Source organism: Paraburkholderia panacisoli (assembly GCF_008369935.1).
GTDB lineage: Bacteria > Pseudomonadota > Gammaproteobacteria > Burkholderiales > Burkholderiaceae > Paraburkholderia > Paraburkholderia panacisoli.
In genome coordinates, this window is sequence record NZ_VTUZ01000007.1 from 132552 (window position 1) to 147812 (window position 15261).

The following is a 15261-nucleotide window of genomic DNA, read 5'->3' on the forward strand; positions in this document are numbered from 1 at the left end:
TGCGCGGCTTCATCGCAGGTCGCGGACCGCGACGTGGTCCATGTCGCCGAACACCTGGTTTTCGCCGACCATCCCCCAGATGAACGTGTACGCGCGCGTGCCGACGCCCGAGTGAATCGACCAGCTCGGCGAGATCACCGCCTGCTCGTTGTGCACGAGAATGTGGCGCGTCTCGTGCGGCTCGCCCATCATGTGAAAAACGGCGGCGTCGTCGGCGACGTTGAAGTAGAAATACACTTCCATGCGCCGCTCGTGCGTATGGCAGGGCATCGTGTTCCACAGGCTGCCCGCTTCGAGTTTGGTCATGCCCATCGACAATTGGCAGGTCGGCAACACCTCGGGCACGATGAACTTGTAGAGGGTGCGGCGGTTGCTCGTGGCGAGGTCGCCGAGCGTTTGCGGGGATGCCTGCGCCAGCGAAATCGTGCGGGTTGGATGCGACTCGTGCGCGGGCGCGCAGTTCAGGTAGAACTTCGCGGGGCGCGTGGCGTCGTCGCTGCCGAACGCGACGGCCTGCGCGCCTTTGCCGATGTAGGTCGCTTCCTCGTTGCGCACCGTGTAGCGCGTGCCGTCCACATCGACCCAGCCGTCGCCGCCGATGTTGATCGCGCCCAGTTCGCGCCGCTCCAGCAGATAGTTGACGCCGATCGACTTGCCGAGCGAGCCGGGCACCTCGACCGCGCGCGTCGCCGGCCACACGCCGCCGACGATGATCCGGTCGATGTGGCTATAGGTGAGCTTCAGTGCATCGCGCTCGAACACCTGGTCGACCAGAAACGCCTTACGCAATCCGGTGGTGTCGAGGGTCTTTGCGTGTTCGCTGTTGATGGCCTGTCTCACTTCCATGTTTTGTCTCCGTTCGATTCGATCCGGGCGCGCTGCCGCACGCGTTCGGCAGCGCCGTTCTGGTCAGGACTGTAGCGCAGAATGACTATTTCGGAACAGTGGTCCGAAAACTTTGTCTCGCTGCATCCAGCGTGGCAAGGCTTGCAGGCTGCACGCGGGTAAACGATGAGCGCAAATTCGAAAGAGAAACGGAACGGCGTTCCTTTCACGATGCTATATTGCGCCGAAAGGGAGCAGTCCGGCGTCAGACCGGGACTTTTACCCCGGGTGATCCACCCGACCAACAGGACGCAAAGTCCATGGAGGAGGCATGAAGATCAAGAAGGTCATCGACCGCATTCCCGGCGGCCTGATGCTGGTGCCGTTGTTGCTCGGCGCCTGTGTCCACACGTTCGCGCCGGGCGCGGGCAAGTACTTCGGGTCGTTCACCAACGGCCTGATCACCGGCACCGTGCCGATTCTGGCGGTGTGGTTCTTCTGCATGGGCGCGACGATCGATCTGCGGGCCACCGGCACCGTGTTGCGCAAGTCGGGCACGCTGCTCGCCACCAAGATGGTGGTGGCGTGGATCGTGACGCTGATCGCGGCGCGCTTCATCCCGGTGGACGGCATCAAGACCGGACTGTTCGCGGGGCTGTCGATCCTCGCGATCACGACGTCGATGGACATGACCAACGGCGGTCTCTATGCGGCGGTCATGCAGCAATACGGGACCAAGGAAGAGGCGGGCGCGTTCGTGCTGATGTCGGTCGAATCGGGGCCGCTCGTCAGCATGATCATTCTGGGCGCGACGGGCGTCGCGTTCTTCGAGCCGCGGCTCTTCGTCGGGGCGGTGCTGCCTTTCCTGATCGGCTTCGCGCTGGGCAATTTCGACAGCGATCTGCGCGAGCTGTTCGGCCGCTGCGTGCATCCGCTGATTCCGTTCTTCGGCTTCGCGCTCGGCAACGGGATCGACCTGAACGTGATCGTCACGAGCGGCTTGCCGGGCGTCGTGCTCGGTCTCACGGTCATCGTCGTGACGGGCATTCCGCTGATTCTCGCCGACCGCTGGATCGCGGGCGGCAATGGGGCGGCGGGGCTGGCGGCGTCGTCGACGGCGGGGGCCGCGGTGGCGAATCCGGCGATCATCGGCGACATGATTCCGAGCTTCAAGCCGCTGGTGCCGGCCGCTACCGCGATGGTCGCGACCGCTTGCCTCGTAACCGCGATCCTCGTGCCGATTCTCACCGCGTTGTGGGTGCGTCGTCATCACGCACGCGACGCGTTGCGCGAGGAATTCGCGACGGCGCAGCCGGCGCCGCTCAATGAGCGGGACGCGCGCGTTTGAGCTTGTGTCAGGTGGCCCGTTTTGTCCGTGATCGAGACGGGAACGGGCCATGCATGACGGCGCGGCGATTAGCGCCCGAGCTTCGCTTCAAGCATCGCCTTCACGCCTGGCCACTCGTCATCGATGATGCTAAAGCGCACCGAGTTGCGCTTGCGTCCATCCGGCATGATCCGTTCATGCCGGACCACCCCTTCCTGTTTCGCGCCGATGCGCAGAATCGCCGCGCGTGACCTGTCATTGAGTTCATCGGTCGTGAACTGCACGCGCACGCATTGCAGCGCGTCGAACGCGTGGCTCAGCAGCAGATACTTCGCCTCGGTGTTCACCGCCGAGCGCTGCACCGACTCGCTCAACCACGTGTGGCCGATTTCGAGCTTGCGGTTCGCGCGGTCGATCTTCCAGAAGCGCGTGCTGCCGACAATCGCGCCGCTCTCACGCAGCACGATCACGAACGGCATCACGGTGCCGGCAGCGCGCCCGTCGAGCGCGGTCGCGATATAGCCGCCGATGGTGTCCGGCCCCGGCACCACCGTAAGCTTCAGGTTCCATAGTTCGCCGTCCGTGGCGGCGTCGAGCAGCGCTTGCGCGTGGTCGTGCTGAAGCGGGCGGAGTTCGACGATCGCGCCGGTCAGGGTGGGCTGCATAAGTCGAGAGGGGGTATCGTTCATGGCAATAAAAAAGGTCCGCGAGCAAAGGCTCGCGGACCCGGTGTGACGATTCGAAACAGCGCGGGCTGGCAGGCTTGCGTCAGCCTGCCTCAGCCCGCCCTCGGCTGGCCTTAAGCCGACATCACCGACACCGCCTTCGTGACCAGATAGCCTTCCATCGCTTCCGGGCCGCCTTCCGAGCCATAGCCCGAGTCCTTCACGCCGCCGAACGGCATTTCCGGCGAAGGGGTGGCCGGCTGGTTGATCCACAGCATGCCGACTTCCATCTGCTGCGACAGCAGATGCACGTTGCTGAACGACTTCGTGTACGCATAGCCCGCGAGGCCATACGGCAGGCGGTTGGCTTCGGCGATCGCCTCTTCGAGCTTGTCGAAGCCGCGAATCGCGGCGATCGGGCCGAACGGCTCGTTGTTGAACACGTCCGCTTCGAGCGACACGTTGGTCAGCACGGTCGGCGCGAAGAAGTTGCCTTCCGAGCCCACGCGTTCGCCGCCCGTCGCCACCGTCGCGCCGGTCTTGCGCGCGTCGTCGAGCACCTTGCTCATTGCGCTCAGGCGGCGCGCGTTGGCGAGCGGCCCGAGGGTCGTGCCTTCCGCGAGACCGTCGCCGAGCTTGAGGCTCTCGGCGTGCTTGACCAGCGCCGCGGCGAACTCTTCGCGGATGCTGTTGTGCACGAGGAAGCGGGTCGGCGAGATGCAGACCTGGCCCGCGTTGCGGAATTTCGCGCCGCCGGCCGCCTTGACGGCGAGCGCCACGTCCGCATCTTCCGCCACGATGACCGGCGCATGACCGCCCAGTTCCATCGTCGCGCGCTTCATGTGCGCGCCGGCCAGCGCGGCCAGTTGCTTGCCGACCGGCGTCGAGCCGGTGAACGTGACCTTGCGGATCACCGGATGCGGAATCAGGTAGCTGGAAATTTCAGCCGGGTCGCCGAACACGAGGCCGACCGTGCCCGCCGGCACGCCGGCTTCGACGAATGCCCGCAACAGCGCCGCCGGCGACGCCGGGGTTTCTTCCGGCGCCTTCACGAGGAACGAGCAGCCGCAGGCGAGCGCCGCGCTCAGCTTGCGCACCACCTGGTTGACCGGGAAATTCCACGGCGTGAACGCCGCGACCGGGCCGATCGGCTCCTTGAGCACCAGTTGCTGCGCCGCGAGGTTGCGCGACGGCACGATCCGGCCGTACACGCGGCGGCCTTCGTCGGCGAACCATTCGATGATGTCGGCGGCGGCCAGCACTTCGACGCGCGCTTCGGCGAACGGCTTGCCCTGTTCCTGCGTCATCAGGCGGCCAATGTCGGAGGCGCGCTCGCGCACCAGTGCGGCAGCTTTGCGCATGGTTGCGGCGCGTTCGTTGGCCGGAATCTTGCGCCATGCTTCGAAGCCGCGCTGCGCGGCTTCGAGCGCGCGGTCGAGGTCGGCAATGCCGGCGTGGGCCACTTTGCCGATGGGCTGGCCGGTGGCCGGGTTGATGACGTCGAGGGTCTTGCCGCTGGCGGCGTCGCACCATTCGCCGTTGATCAGAAGTCGGGTATCGGTATAGCTCGAAGTGGCCATGCTGGGTTCCTGTGAATGGGAAAAAACGACAGGCCGCGCAGTCGTGGAGCAAGCGGACGACACGTGCGCGGCCATGGATGGACTGCCGATAGCAATCATCTTATCTGATTGCGCGCGATCGCACCGGACGCGGGCCCGGTTGCGGGACGCGGCACGCCGTTTGCGAGGCTTCCGTCACGGCGCTGGATAATCGGTCGAAGCGGCGTCGCGCAAAGAGGCGTACAGTCAAGCGGCGGTGGCAGTTGCGGTGGCGGCAAAAGGCCCGGGCCCGTGGCCATTGACCGTGCCGAAGCGGCTTCGGGCAGGCACCAGCTGACTTGAGCGAAGCGCGACGCAAGGTTCGAAAGCGGCGGCCCGAAGACAGCGACTGCAACCCAATCAACCCAGATCCACACGAGGAATCAACATGCCTACCGGTACAGTGAAGTGGTTTAACGACGCGAAAGGCTTTGGCTTCATCACGCCCGATGACGGCGGCGAAGATCTGTTCGCGCATTTCTCGGAGATTCGCTCCGAGGGTTTCAAGTCGCTGCAGGAAAACCAGAAGGTCAGCTTCGAAATCAAGCAGGGGCCGAAGGGTAAGCAGGCGGCGGATATCAAGCCCGTCTGACGAAGGAGGGTGGCCGGCCCCGCGCGTTGGGGCGTGGGGTCGGCCGCGCTGCGATGAGTTAGCCGCGCAAGTTGCTGCGAAAGTCGGCGAGCCGTTGCTGAGTAGTTGCGGCGACACCTGGTTGCCGCGACATCGCCCGCTATACCCGCATCCGTCAAACCCAGCCGTTCGACGCGGCCGCGATCCCTTCGAGTCATTCATCGCGCACGTCCGCAAACGCCGCATCGCGCCGCTCACGCGGATGCCGCCGTGGCACCGCGACATCACGTACGAGTGCGTCCCGCGCGCTGCGGGCCCGCAGTGTTGCGCGGCAGCACGCGGTCGGACAGATGGCGAGCCTCGTCCAGATCATGCGTGGCGATCAGTGCGGCGATGCCGTGCGCACGCGTGAGCGACAGCAACAGGTCTTGCAGACGCATGCGGGTCATCGCATCGACGGCGCTGAACGGCTCTCGTCGAACAGCACTAGATCCGGCTGCGGCAACAGCCGGCGCGCCAGTGCCACGGGCTGCGCCATGCCGTCTGGCACTTGCCTGGGCAGCGCCGCGCCCGTGCCCGCGAGGCCAACTTCATCGGGCAGGCGGGCCACGTGAGGGTCATCGCCTTGCCTGCGGGCCGGTGGCAAACGCGAAGTTGTTGGCCACGCTCAGCCACCCAGCCTTGGTTCCTGAAAATTCTCGCCGACATGCGGCGAGGGTCCACGCTGGGCGAACCCATCGAGCAGAAACTCGCCGTCGAATCCGTGATCGAGCCCGGCGAACACGCGCAGCAATGGCGCATTGCAGCATGTATGAAATCGGGGTGAGGTGCGAGAGCGCCACGCCGCCAATGTGGCACGATCATGTCAACGGCCGCCACCGCGCGTCCAGTCGACAAGCGAGGCCTTCGTGGACAAGGACAGCGCATACCAGCAGATCACCGACAACGGCGGCGAACCTTATGCAAGGTACTTCGCCGCGCAGAACCCCGATCATCCACTCACGCCATTCTGCTATCGCTACCTGTTCGAAAAAGATCAGGGCGCGCGCACGGCGAGACACGACGAAGAGCGCGGTTTCGCGCTGAAGTCGCTCGCGCAGATGGAGTCGTCCTCGCACATCGCGCAGGCGGCGGCGAGCGCGTCGCGCGATGCCGCCACGGCCGCGCACACGTCGGCGCTGAGCGCGCGGCGCTCCGCGTTCTGGACCATGATCGCGGCCATCGCGTCGGCACTCGGCGTAGTGGTAAACGCTGCCCTTAATCTGGGCTGGCTCGATTGGGCAAGACACATCGTGCGGTGAGCTTGGCAATGGCCGCGCAACGGGCGAATCAGCGCGCATTCTCTCCTAATACCACACCGAAAAGACAAGCGAGCGTCACTCGAAACTAAACATAAGAACAATGCCGCAAGCAGCGGGAACGCAGTATTATCCTTCAGGTTTCCTTCAGCTTTGCTCCGTACTATTTGCGCCACGACTCGCGCCTACGCGACTCTTGGTCCTATTAGCTTCCCGACAAAATACTGAAAGCGCCGTTCAGGCTCGCTGGAGCACTCATGAAAACTCTGTTCTTGCAGGCTCCGTCTTTCGACGGTTTCGACGGCGGCGCGGGTTCGCGCTACCAGGCGAAACGTGAGGTCAAGTCGTTCTGGTATCCCACCTGGCTTGCACAGCCGGCCGCTCTGATTCCCGACAGCCGCGTGTTCGATGCGACCGCGAATGGCGCATCGGTCGAAGAGACACTTAAGATCGCGGAGCAATACGATCTCGTCATCATCCACACCAGCACCCCGTCGTTTCCCACCGACGCGATGTTCGCGCAGCATCTCAAGCAACACAAGCCGTCGCTATTGATCGGCATGGTGGGCGCCAAGGTCGCGGTCGATCCGCACAACTCGCTCACCGCGACCGAGGCGATCGACTTCGTTTGCCGCGAAGAATTCGATTTCACCTGCAAGGAAATCGCCGAAGGCGTGCCGTTCGCGCAGATCAAGGGCTTGAGCTATCGCGCGGCGGACGGTTCGATCGAGCATAACGAAGCGCGCCCGATCCTCGAGAACATGGACGAGTTGCCGTTCGTCGCGCCGGTCTACAAGCGCGATCTGACGATTCCAAACTACTTCAACGGTTACCTGAAGCATCCGTACGTGTCGCTCTACACGGGCCGCGGCTGCCGCTCGAGGTGCACGTTCTGCCTATGGCCGCACACCGTCGGCGGCCACGCCTATCGGACGCGTTCGGTCGAGCACGTGCTCGAAGAGGTCAAGTGGATTCGCGACAACATGCCTGAAGTCAAGGAGATCATGTTCGACGACGACACGTTCACCGACTTCAAGCCACGCGCGGAAGAGATTGCGCGCGGCATGGGCAAGCTGGGCGTGACGTGGTCGTGCAACGCCAAGGCGAACGTGCCTTACGCGACGCTGAAGATCATGAAGGACAACGGCCTGCGCCTGCTGCTCGTCGGCTACGAGTCGGGCGACGACCAGATCCTGCTGAACGTCAAGAAGGGCTTGCGCACGGATATGGCGCGGCGTTTCGCGAAAGACTGCCGCACGCTTGGCATCAAGGTTCACGGCACCTTCATTCTGGGCTTGCCGGGCGAGACGACGGAAACGATTCAGAAGACCATCGAGTACGCGAAAGAGGTCAATCCGTTGACGATCCAGGTGTCGCTCGCCGCACCGTATCCCGGTACCGTGCTCTACAACCAGGCGGTCGAGAACGGCTGGCTCGCGGAGAATAAGGTCATCAATCTCGTCAGCAAGGAAGGGGTGCAGCTGGCGGCGATCGGCTATCCGCATCTGTCGCGCGACGAGATGTATCACCAGCTCGAAAACTTCTACAAGCGCTTCTATTTCCGGCCGTCGAAGATCTGGGAAATCCTGCGCGAGATGTTCACGAGTTGGGACATGATGAAACGGCGCTTGCGTGAAGGCGTCGAATTCTTCCGCTTCCTGCGCGCCCATCAAGCGTGAGCGCCACACATCTGCTCGCCGTCACGCTGGCCTACGCGTGTGCGGCGGCGGCTGTGTTCGGCATCGGCTACACCTTGCTGGCCGGCGCGCTGATCGGGCGTTTCTTCGCCCGGCCGGTGGCCGAACCGGCCAGTTTTCCGCCGGTCACGATCGTCAAGCCGCTGCATGGCAGCGAATGGGCGCTGCTCGCCAATCTGTCGAGTTTCTGCTTGCAGAATTACCCGGGGCCGATGCAATTCGTCTTCGGCGTGCACGACTCGACCGACCCGGCGCTGCAAGCCGTCGACGAACTGCGGCGGCTGCATCCGGAAGCGGACATCACCGTGGTGGCCGATGCGCGTCTGTACGGCCCTAACCGCAAGATCAGCAACATCCTCAACATGCTGCCGCACGCGCGGCACGACGTGCTGGTGTTCGCCGACAGCGACGTGAGCGTCGAGCCCGATTATCTGCGCAACGTGATCGGCGAATTGCAGAAGCCGGAGGTCGGGCTCGTCACCTGCGCGTATCGCGGGCAGCCCGATCCGGGCTTCTGGCCGCGGCTGTCGGTTAAGGCCACCAACTACCAGTTCCTGCCCAGCGTGGTGACCGGCCTTGCGCTCGGGCTCGCCCGGCCGTGCTTCGGGCAGACCATCGCGATGCGGCGCGACACGTTTGAAAAAATCGGCGGCTTCACGCCGTTCGTGCGGCATCTCGCCGAAGATCACGCGATCGGCGAGGCGGTGCGCATGATTGGCGAGAAGGTGGTGATTCCGCCGTTCCCGATCTCGCATGCGTGCGTCGAAGCGAGCGCGACGCAGCTGGTCGCGCATGAACTGCGCTGGAGCCGCACGATTCGCCATATTGATCCGCTCGGGCATCTGGGCTCGGCGCTGATTCATCCGCTCGCGTTCGCGCTGCTTGCCGTCGCGTTTTCGGGCGGCGCGATCTGGGCATGGCCGCTTGTGCTGATCGCCATGTGCGCGCGGCTTGCGCTGCAACTGCTCACCGACCGCGCGTTGCGGCTGCGCTCCCGCGACATGTGGTTGCAGCCGATATGGGATATCGTATCATTTGCGATTTTCGTCGCGAGCTTCCTGTCCTCGCGTGTGATCTGGCGGGGCTTCAGCTTCAAGGTGGACGGCGACGGTCTGCTGTCGGCGGCGCGCGACGAATGACAGATTAACGGCAGGTTGGGTCGGCAATGAAGCAAGAGTTTTTCGAACCGCGAGACGGCGGCAAGACAGCGGTGGCAGTGTCAATGACAGTAGCGCGCGCGCACGAGGTGGCCGCGTGATGAAACATCTCGGCCGCGTCGCGGCATTCGTGGGCTTGCTGCTGTCGCTCTGGCTCGTCTGGCGCGACCACCCTGGCGCCGTGCTCGGCGCGCTACGGGCCGCCGGCGCGGGCCTCGTGGTGGCGGCGCTCGTGCACGTGCTGCCGATGCTCGCCAACGCATGCGACTGGCGTTCGCTGATTCGCGGCGCGAACCGGCCCAGCATCCTGAAGATGCTGCACCTGGTGTGGGTGCGCGAATCGGTCAACAGCATGCTGCCGGTCGCGCGGGTCGGCGGCGAAGTCGTCGCGTTCCGCATGCTCAAAGGCTGGGGCGTACGGCCGTCGATGGCGGTGGGCAGCATCATCGTCGACATGCAGCTGACGGTGATCAGCCAGCTGCTGTTCACGATGGTCGGCATCGGCTTCCTGTTCGCGCACGCGCAGTCGGACACGCTGCGGCTTGCCGGGCAACTGGCGTGGGGCGTCGTGGTGCTCACGCCGCTGCTGCTGCTGTTCGCGCTCGTGCAGCACGCGAATCCATTCGAGCGCATCACGCGCGTGCTCAATCACATGACGAGCGGCAAGCTGGCGGCGCTGGTCGGCCAGTCGGCGCAGATCGATCAGTCGATCAAGGTGATCTGGCGGCGGCGTGCGGTGGTGCTGCGCTACCTGTTCTTCTGGCAGCCGTTGCAATGTTTCCTGACTTCGCTGGAAATCTGGCTCGCGCTGCACTTCCTCGGCGTGCATGTCACGCTTGTCGAAGCGGTCGTGATCGAATCGTTGATCCAGGCAATCAGTAGCGCGGCGTTCTTCGTGCCCGGCGGCCTGGGCGTGCAGGAAGGCGGTTTCATTCTGGTCGGCGGCGCGCTCGGGCTCGATCCGTCCACCTGTCTGGCGCTCGCCGCCGCGCGCCGCATTCGCGATCTGCTGGTGTTCGTGCCCGGCCTGATCGCGTGGCAGTTCGCCGAGTCGTCCAATCGCACGCTCGGGCATCAGCAGCGGGGCGCGCGCGCGGTGGCCCACGCGCGGTCCGCCGTGCGCGAGACGAGCCGGCGCTAGCATCGCGTGCAAACGTGCCAGCGCGTCAGTGTGCAGGCGCCTGCGCTGCCGCATACGCGGGAAACGACACCTCGACTGCAAGGCCGCGTTCGCCGATGCCCGTGCCAAGATGCAGCCGCGCGCCGAAATGCTCGGCGATGCGCGCGACGATCGACAAACCCAGGCCGCTGCCGGTGGCCTGATTGCCGGTCGCGCGAAAAAAGCGACTGGTCAGGCGCGCGAGATCGTCCGGCGCAACGCCGGGGCCGTCGTCGCGCACGGTGAGCTGCACGCGGTCGTCGGCATGCCGCACCGCGACTTCGATGCTGCCGCCGCTGCGCCCGTACTTGATCGCGTTGTCCAGCAGATTGTCGAGCAGGATGCCGATCAGCACCGGCTCCGCATTGATCTCGGCGCGCATGTCGCCGATCAGCATCACGCTGATGTTCTTCTGCTGCGCGTTGCGCTCGTTCGCGAGCAACGTGTCCTTCGCCACGCTCGCCGGTTTGAGCGGCACCGTCGACAACATCTCCTGCACGTCCAGACGCGCGAGCAGCAGCAACTGCTCCGCGAGCCGCGCGCTGCGATCCACGCCTTGCACCACCCGTTCCATCGCGAGCCGCTGCAATGCCGTGTCCTGCTCGCCCAGCGCGACCTGCGCCTGCACCTTGATCGCGGCAAGCGGTGTCTTCAGTTCGTGGGCGGCGTCGGCGGTGAACGCGCGTTCGCGTTCCAGCGAATTCTGCAAACGCGACAGCATCAGGTTGATCGCATCGACGAGCGGCCGCACCTCGGTCGGCGCGCGGCCGATGTCGACCGGCTCCATCCGGTTGATGTCGCGCGAGCGGATCGCGTCCGACAGCACCTTGAGCGGCGCGAGACTCCAGCCGATGCTGAACCACACCAGCAGCGCCAGCACCGGCAGCGCGATCAGCGTGGGCCGCGCGATGCGGCTCGCGACGCCGCTCACCAGGTCGCTGCGCGTGTTGGCCGGTTCGAATACGCGCACCGTATGGCCGAGCGCGGTGTCTCGCAGCGTGAACGTGTGATACATCTGGCCGCCCAGCGTGATGTCGCGCGCGCCGCTCGCGGGCGGCACCGGCAGATCCCACGCGCTGAGCGTGCGCAACTGCGGGCTGCCCGCCAGCACCTCGCCGTTCGCAGCGCGCACCTGGAAGAGGGCGTCGCGCGGCAGCGTGTCGTCGTCGTCGAGATTGCTCGCGCCGGGGTCGCCGCCTTCTTCTTCTTCGCGCACGTCGATGCGCGCGTTGGCGAGCGTGATCAGATTGGGTTGATCGAGCAGCGCGAGGATCTGCGCGAGTTCCGCGAGGCGCGCCTCTTCCCATTCGCCGACTTCGTGCGACGCCTGACGATAGCTCGACACCAGCGCGATGCCCCAGATCAGCACGATGCTCGCGAGCACCAGCAGCGACAGGCGCCGGCGAATCGACGCGCCCATTACGCTTTCTCCATCACGTAGCCGATATTGCGCACGGTCTTGATCAATCCCGCGCCGAGTTTCTTGCGCAGATTGGACACGTGCACCTCGATCGCGTTGCTTTCGATCTCTTCCTGCCAGCCATACAGGCTTTCTTCGAGCTGCGAGCGCGACTGCGGAATCCCCTGGTTGGTCAGCAACTGCAGCAGGATCGCCCATTCGCGCGACGTGAGCGGCACTCGCGCCGCGCCCACTTCGACCGTTTGCGCGGCCGGGTTGACCGTCAGTTCCTGATAGTGGATCAACTCGACGCTGCGGCCTTGCGCGCGGCGGAGCAAAGCGCGGCAACGCGCAATCAGCTCGGTCAGGTCGAAGGGCTTGCCGAGGTAGTCGTCGGCACCGGCTTCGAGACCGCCGACGCGGTCGACCACCGTGCTCTTCGCGGTCAGCACCAGCACCGGCACGTCCTTGCCCGCGTCGCGCAGGCGCTTGAGCAGTTCCATGCCGGACACGCGCGGCAAGCCGAGGTCGAGTATCACGAGCGCATACGCGGTCGTGTCGAGCGCGAGGCTGGCCTTGTGGCCGTCGCGCGCCCAGTCGACCGTGAAGCCTGCCTGATGAAGTCCCGCTTCGATGCCGTAGCCGATCAGTTCGTCGTCTTCTACGAGGAGTAGGCGCATGTTTGGGATTCCGTTTTAAATGTTTTATTGCATAACTGTAGGCGCTTTTGTGCAAGCGCCGAGTCGTGCAGGCGAAGTTTAACCAGCCCCTTCATGATCCACATTATGCCGTGCGCTTGCTTAAGGTTGCCTTCAGCTTGAATGGATAGTATCGCCCCTCAACAGCCCGGTTCGAGTGGTGATATAGAGCGTGAACCGGCGTTGTTGTCAGCCGCTTCTATCGATTGCTTTGTCAGGTTCTTGCATCTTGATCGTAAGTACATCGACAGAATTCTTTCGACCAGCGCTTTTATGCCGATGAATCGCGCCGTGCGTTCCGTCAGGTCACGAGGCCACGTTATGAAGCCAGCCACCGCCGACATGCTGCGAGCCCATCTGCTGGTCGCATCGCTCACGGCCGCGGGTGCCGAGGCCGTGGTCTGCATCGCGCTGCTGGTATCGCCGGTGTCGCAGCAGTTCTTCGTGACCATGCCGTTCCGCCTGCTCGCGATCGCGGTGATCGTCGGCGGCGTGATCGTGACGCGCGAATTCGCGCAGGCCGCCTTCGAGTTCTCCGTCAAAAGCCACCCCACGATGCGCGCCGCGTCTCCGGTCGAGGTGACGGCGGATTGTCCGCGCCGCTGGCTCGTCATTCTTCATCTGCGGTTGACGGGTCGATCGTTCGTGCTGGCCGGGCACTGACGGAAACGGGCGATGACGGCGCACGCATGGACCGTATGCCAATGGATACTGCTGACCGGCTGCACCGCCGCCGCGCTCTACGCGACGACGGCGGCGCTGGTGGCGATGTCGTTCTTCGGCACGCGCCGCAACGGCTCGGCCACGCGGGCCAACTCCTCTGATCTTTCACATGCCACAGCGTGTGCTTCGCAGCCGGCACAGCCCTTTGCGCTGGTCGGCGTCAGCGTGCTCAAACCGCTCTGCGGGGCCGAGCCGCGTCTCTACGAAAATCTGCAGACCTTCTGCGAGCAACGCCATGGGCATTGGCAACTGGTGCTCGGCGTGTCGTCGCCGCACGACCCCGCGATCGCGGTGGTTCGCCGTTTGCAGGCCGCCTACCCGGAGCGCGACATCGAGCTTGCGATCGACACGCGGGTGCATGGCAGCAATCTGAAGGTCAGCAATCTGATCAACATGGCGGGGCGAGCCCGTCACGACGTGATCGTGATCGCCGACAGCGACATCGCCGTCGAAGCCGATTATCTCGACAGCGTCGCCGCGCCGCTCGCGGACCCGCGCGTGGGCGTCGTCACGTGTCTGTATGTCGCACGGGGCGTCGGCGGATTCTGGCCGCGCGTCGGCGCGCTCTTCATCAACGAATGGTTCGCGCCGTCGGTGCGCGTCGCGCATGCGGCGGGCTCGCGCCGCTTCGGCTTCGGCGCGACGCTGGCCTTGCGCCGCGCGACGCTCGAACGCATCGGCGGTTTCGACGCGCTGAAAAACTGTCTCGCGGACGATTACTGGCTGGCCGAACACGTGCGCGCGCTGGGGCTGCAGACGGTGCTCTCGCGCGTGATGGTCGCTACCGATGTGATCGAGCCGACCTTCGGCGCACTATGGCAGCGTGAAACGCGCTGGCTGCGCACGATCCGTTCGGTGAACCCGTTGGGTTTCGCGTCGCTGGTCATCACGTTTCCGACGCCGTGGCTGCTGACCGGCGCGTTACTGAGCGCATCCCTCGCGACGGGCGCGCACGGTGCGGCCGCGCTCGCGAGCGCAGCCGCCACGGCGGCCGGCCTGGCCGCGCGTCTGGTGCTGCACCTGCGCGCGGCGCGCCGCGAGCGCTCGTTCTGGAGCGATCTGCCGCTCGTGCCGTTGCGCGATCTGCTGCTGGCGCTGCAATGGTGGGCCGCCGCGTTCGGCTCGCATGTGACGTGGCGCGGCGCGCGCGTGCCGCTGGAAACGTCGGCTGCGGCGCTCGCGAACAGCAGGCGCCTGAACGTGATGGATGCGATGGAGGTGTCGGATGGCGGCTAGGCCGCGCGGGCTGATCGTGACGGCCGACGATTTCGGCCTGCATCCGCGCGTGAACCAGGCGGTCGAACGCGCGCATCGCCACGGCGTGCTGAGCGCCGCGAGTCTGATGATCGGCGCGCCGGCCGCGCGCGACGCCGTGTCGCGCGCGCGCGAGTTGCCGCGCCTGCGGGTCGGTCTGCATCTGGTGCTGGCCGACGGCGCCGCGCTCCTGCCGCGCGCGTCGATTGGCGCGTTGCTCGACGAGCATGACCGCTTCGGCGACAACATGGTGCGCGACGGCGTGCGCTTTTTCTTCCTGCCGCATGTGCGCAGACAGCTCGAGCGCGAGATTCGCGCGCAGTTCGACGCCTTTGCGCAAACCGGTTTGACGCTCGATCACGTCAACACGCACAAGCATTTTCATCTGCACCCGACGGTGCTCGGGCTGATTCTCGCAATCGGCCGCGAGTACGGGATGAAGGCGATGCGTCTGCCGTTCGAGCCGAACGCGCCGCTGTGGTTGAAGCCGTGGATCGCGCAGGTGAGGGCGCGCCTCGATCGCGCGGGGATCGCGCACAACGACTATGTGGTTGGAATCGCCGGCAGCGGGCGCATGGACGAGGCGGCGTGGCTCGCGGCGCTAGCCGATCTGCCGCACGGCGTGGCCGAGATCTATTGCCATCCTGCGCTCGCCGGCGCGTTCCCGTTGAGCGACGGCATGCGTGACTACCGGCATGCCGATGAACTGCAGGCGCTGCTTTCGCCGAAGGTGGCCGCCGCGATTCGCGCGTTGGGCGCGCGGGTCGGCGGCTTTGCCGACGTGCTGGCGTAGGCGCTTTTGCTTCTGGCGGGGGCGAGCAGGTCCACCACGACATGCGGTGGACCTATAAGCGCAACGCACGACGCGCTGTGATGCACCCCGGCACACG

Annotated in this window: 15 protein-coding genes; 9 read left to right on the plus strand and 6 right to left on the minus strand. The window is 65.3% G+C overall.

What is annotated here, in order from left to right:
• Positions 1 to 9: 9 nt before the first annotated feature.
• Complete coding sequence (gene kduI, locus FVF58_RS12880; RefSeq protein ID WP_149670281.1) at positions 10 to 846, minus strand: 5-dehydro-4-deoxy-D-glucuronate isomerase; 837 nt, start codon at positions 844 to 846, stop codon at positions 10 to 12.
• Positions 847 to 1156: 310 nt separating this feature from the next.
• Here kduI and kdgT point away from each other — a divergent pair, with 310 nt between their 5' ends.
• Positions 1157 to 2173, plus strand: a complete 1017-nt coding sequence (kdgT, locus tag FVF58_RS12885) for a 2-keto-3-deoxygluconate transporter (RefSeq protein ID WP_149670282.1) — start codon at positions 1157 to 1159, stop codon at positions 2171 to 2173.
• Between the two features lie 68 nt (positions 2174 to 2241).
• Here kdgT and FVF58_RS12890 read toward each other — a convergent pair whose 3' ends face one another.
• Positions 2242 to 2841: a GNAT family N-acetyltransferase gene (locus tag FVF58_RS12890; protein WP_149670283.1), complete on the minus strand. Its 600-nt coding sequence runs from the start codon at positions 2839 to 2841 to the stop codon at positions 2242 to 2244.
• Positions 2842 to 2951: 110 nt separating this feature from the next.
• Positions 2952 to 4397 (minus strand): NAD-dependent succinate-semialdehyde dehydrogenase, encoded by a 1446-nt coding sequence (locus FVF58_RS12895; RefSeq protein WP_149670284.1) that lies wholly within the window; start codon positions 4395 to 4397, stop codon positions 2952 to 2954.
• A gap of 406 nt (positions 4398 to 4803) precedes the next feature.
• On the opposite strand from FVF58_RS12895, the gene FVF58_RS12900 reads away from it, so the two are divergent.
• Positions 4804 to 5007 carry a cold-shock protein gene (locus FVF58_RS12900; protein WP_007181784.1) on the plus strand — a complete coding sequence of 68 codons (204 nt, stop codon included), beginning with the start codon at positions 4804 to 4806 and terminating at the stop codon, positions 5005 to 5007.
• Between the two features lie 263 nt (positions 5008 to 5270).
• Here FVF58_RS12900 and FVF58_RS51400 read toward each other — a convergent pair whose 3' ends face one another.
• A complete protein-coding gene (locus FVF58_RS51400) occupies positions 5271 to 5426 on the minus strand; it encodes a hypothetical protein (RefSeq protein WP_188130808.1) in 156 nt (51 codons plus the stop codon).
• Between the two features lie 468 nt (positions 5427 to 5894).
• On the opposite strand from FVF58_RS51400, the gene FVF58_RS12905 reads away from it, so the two are divergent.
• From FVF58_RS12905 to FVF58_RS12920, 4 genes are all read left to right on the plus strand, one after another.
• A complete protein-coding gene (locus tag FVF58_RS12905) occupies positions 5895 to 6287 on the plus strand; it encodes a hypothetical protein (RefSeq protein WP_149670285.1) in 393 nt (130 codons plus the stop codon).
• A 254-nt stretch (positions 6288 to 6541) separates the two neighbouring features.
• The gene (gene hpnJ / locus FVF58_RS12910) at positions 6542 to 7963 is read left to right on the plus strand and encodes a hopanoid biosynthesis associated radical SAM protein HpnJ (RefSeq protein WP_149670286.1); all 1422 of its coding nucleotides are present in this window, start codon (positions 6542 to 6544) and stop codon (positions 7961 to 7963) included.
• Positions 7960 to 9120: a bacteriohopanetetrol glucosamine biosynthesis glycosyltransferase HpnI gene (gene hpnI, locus FVF58_RS12915; protein WP_149670287.1), complete on the plus strand. Its 1161-nt coding sequence runs from the start codon at positions 7960 to 7962 to the stop codon at positions 9118 to 9120. The genes hpnJ and hpnI (FVF58_RS12915) overlap by 4 nt, the downstream gene beginning before the upstream one ends.
• A 118-nt stretch (positions 9121 to 9238) precedes the next feature.
• Positions 9239 to 10279 (plus strand): lysylphosphatidylglycerol synthase domain-containing protein, encoded by a 1041-nt coding sequence (locus tag FVF58_RS12920; RefSeq protein ID WP_246217048.1) that lies wholly within the window; start codon positions 9239 to 9241, stop codon positions 10277 to 10279.
• A gap of 25 nt (positions 10280 to 10304) precedes the next feature.
• Here FVF58_RS12920 and FVF58_RS12925 read toward each other — a convergent pair whose 3' ends face one another.
• Positions 10305 to 11717 carry an ATP-binding protein gene (locus FVF58_RS12925; protein WP_149670289.1) on the minus strand — a complete coding sequence of 471 codons (1413 nt, stop codon included), beginning with the start codon at positions 11715 to 11717 and terminating at the stop codon, positions 10305 to 10307.
• Entirely contained in the window at positions 11717 to 12376 is a 660-nt protein-coding gene (locus FVF58_RS12930; RefSeq protein ID WP_149670290.1) for a response regulator transcription factor, read from the minus strand. The genes FVF58_RS12925 and FVF58_RS12930 overlap by 1 nt, the downstream gene beginning before the upstream one ends.
• Before the next feature lie 339 nt (positions 12377 to 12715).
• Between FVF58_RS12930 and FVF58_RS12935 the strand changes: the two genes are divergently transcribed.
• The 3 genes from FVF58_RS12935 to hpnK are packed head-to-tail and all read left to right on the plus strand — an operon-like array spanning position 12716 to position 15164.
• The gene (locus tag FVF58_RS12935) at positions 12716 to 13057 is read left to right on the plus strand and encodes a hypothetical protein (RefSeq protein WP_149670291.1); all 342 of its coding nucleotides are present in this window, start codon (positions 12716 to 12718) and stop codon (positions 13055 to 13057) included.
• A gap of 12 nt (positions 13058 to 13069) precedes the next feature.
• Positions 13070 to 14353 carry a bacteriohopanetetrol glucosamine biosynthesis glycosyltransferase HpnI gene (hpnI, locus tag FVF58_RS12940; protein ID WP_149670292.1) on the plus strand — a complete coding sequence of 428 codons (1284 nt, stop codon included), beginning with the start codon at positions 13070 to 13072 and terminating at the stop codon, positions 14351 to 14353.
• Positions 14343 to 15164 carry a hopanoid biosynthesis-associated protein HpnK gene (gene hpnK, locus FVF58_RS12945; RefSeq protein ID WP_149670293.1) on the plus strand — a complete coding sequence of 274 codons (822 nt, stop codon included), beginning with the start codon at positions 14343 to 14345 and terminating at the stop codon, positions 15162 to 15164. The genes hpnI (FVF58_RS12940) and hpnK overlap by 11 nt, the downstream gene beginning before the upstream one ends.
• Positions 15165 to 15261 lie beyond the last annotated feature (97 nt).